Origin of the sequence: Microbacterium sp. (genome assembly GCF_031178525.1) — a bacterium.
Lineage (GTDB): Bacteria > Actinomycetota > Actinomycetes > Actinomycetales > Microbacteriaceae > Microbacterium.
Genome location: NZ_JAPSJA010000409.1, coordinates 1 through 1524, shown reverse-complemented (window position 1 = coordinate 1524; position 1524 = coordinate 1). Strand labels below are relative to the sequence as shown.

The window sequence follows — 1524 nt, the reverse complement described above, 5'->3', positions numbered from 1 at the left end:
GGTAGCGCAGCTCCAGCCTGACGGCCATGCCGACCGAATCCAGCACGCCGTAGCGGCACCACGTCGACCCGACGCACGACTTCACGGTGCGCAGCGATTTGCCGTACGCATGCCCCGACTCGAAGCCCGCGTCGACCAGGCGCTGCCAGATCAGGGGGAGCTGCTCCAGCCGTGCGCCGAACATGTCGGCCCGCTGCCCTCCCGTGATCTTCGTGTACAGGCCGAAGTCCTTAGCGATCTGCCCGACCGCGATCAGACCCTCCGGCGTCACCTCGCCGCCCGGCATGCGCGGCACGACCGAGTACGAGCCGTCCTTCTGGAGGTTCGCCATGACGTGATCGTTCGTGTCCTGCAGCGCGGCGTTCTCGCCCTCGAGCACATGCGATCCGACGAGGCCCGACAGGATGCTCGCGATCGCCGGCTTGCAGACGTCGCAGCCGCGGCCGCGGCCGAAGCGCTCGATGATCGCGCTGAAGGTCTCGAGGCCCGACACCCGAACGGCGTCGAACAGCTGGCGGCGCGACAGATCGAAGTGCTCGCACATCGCGTTGCTGACGGTCTGCCCGAGAGCGGCGAGCTCCTTGCCGACGAGCTTCTTCACCATCGTGAAGCACGAGCCGCAGGTCGCCCCCGCCTTGGTGCAGGTCTTCACCTGCGTCGCGTCCGTGCAGCCATCCTCGTGCACGGCGCCGCGGATCCTGCCCGCCGTGACCGACGAGCACGAGCAGACGATCGCGTCGTCAGGCAGGTCGGCCGCCGGGGCCTCGACCCCGTCGGCCGGCATCAGATACGCGGCGGGGTCGGCGCCGAGGGCGCTGCCGACGAGCGGTCGCAGCGAGCCGTACGCCGACGCGTCTCCCACAAGGATGCCGCCGAGCAGAGTCCGGGCGTCGTCCGACAGCACGAGCTTCTTGTAGACACCTGACACCGGATCGGCGTACACGACGTCGAGCGCGCCGGGCGTGGTCGCGAACGCGTCGCCGAAGCTCGCGACGTCCACGCCCGACAGCTTGAGCTTCGTCGAGTCGTCGTAGCCGGGGAACGCGGCCGCGCCGCCCAGCAGGCGGTCCGCCGCGACCTCCGCCATGGCGTAGCCGGGCGCCACGAGGCCCACCGTGCGTCCCTCGTATGCGGCCACTTCGCCGATCGCCAGGATCGCAGGATCGCTCGTCGCGCATCCGGCATCGATCGCGACGCCGCCGTACGGGCCGACCTCGAGTCCCGCCTCGCGGCCCAGCTCGTCGCGCGGGCGCACCCCCACCGTGAACACCACGATGTCCGTGCGGGCGTAGCCGCCGTCGCGGAACTCCAGCCCCGTCACGTGACCCGATCGATCCTGATCCAGGCGCGTGGTGCGGCTCTCGGTGCGCACCGCGATCCCGCGGCTCTCGATCAGCCGGCGCAGGGTGGTGCCGCCGGCGAGGTCGAGCTGTGCCGACATCAGGCGGTCGGACGACTGCACGACCGTCGCGTCGACGTCCAGTCCCTGCAGAGCACCCGCCGCCTCCAGACCCAGCAGACCGC

The 1524-nt window shown here is 70.9% G+C and carries 1 protein-coding gene; it reads right to left on the bottom strand.

The genetic code is table 11. From position 1 onward, the window contains the following. On the bottom strand, nt 1-1524 hold a 1524-nt coding region (gene nirB / locus RIF89_RS14940; protein WP_309069855.1), incomplete at both ends, for a nitrite reductase large subunit NirB.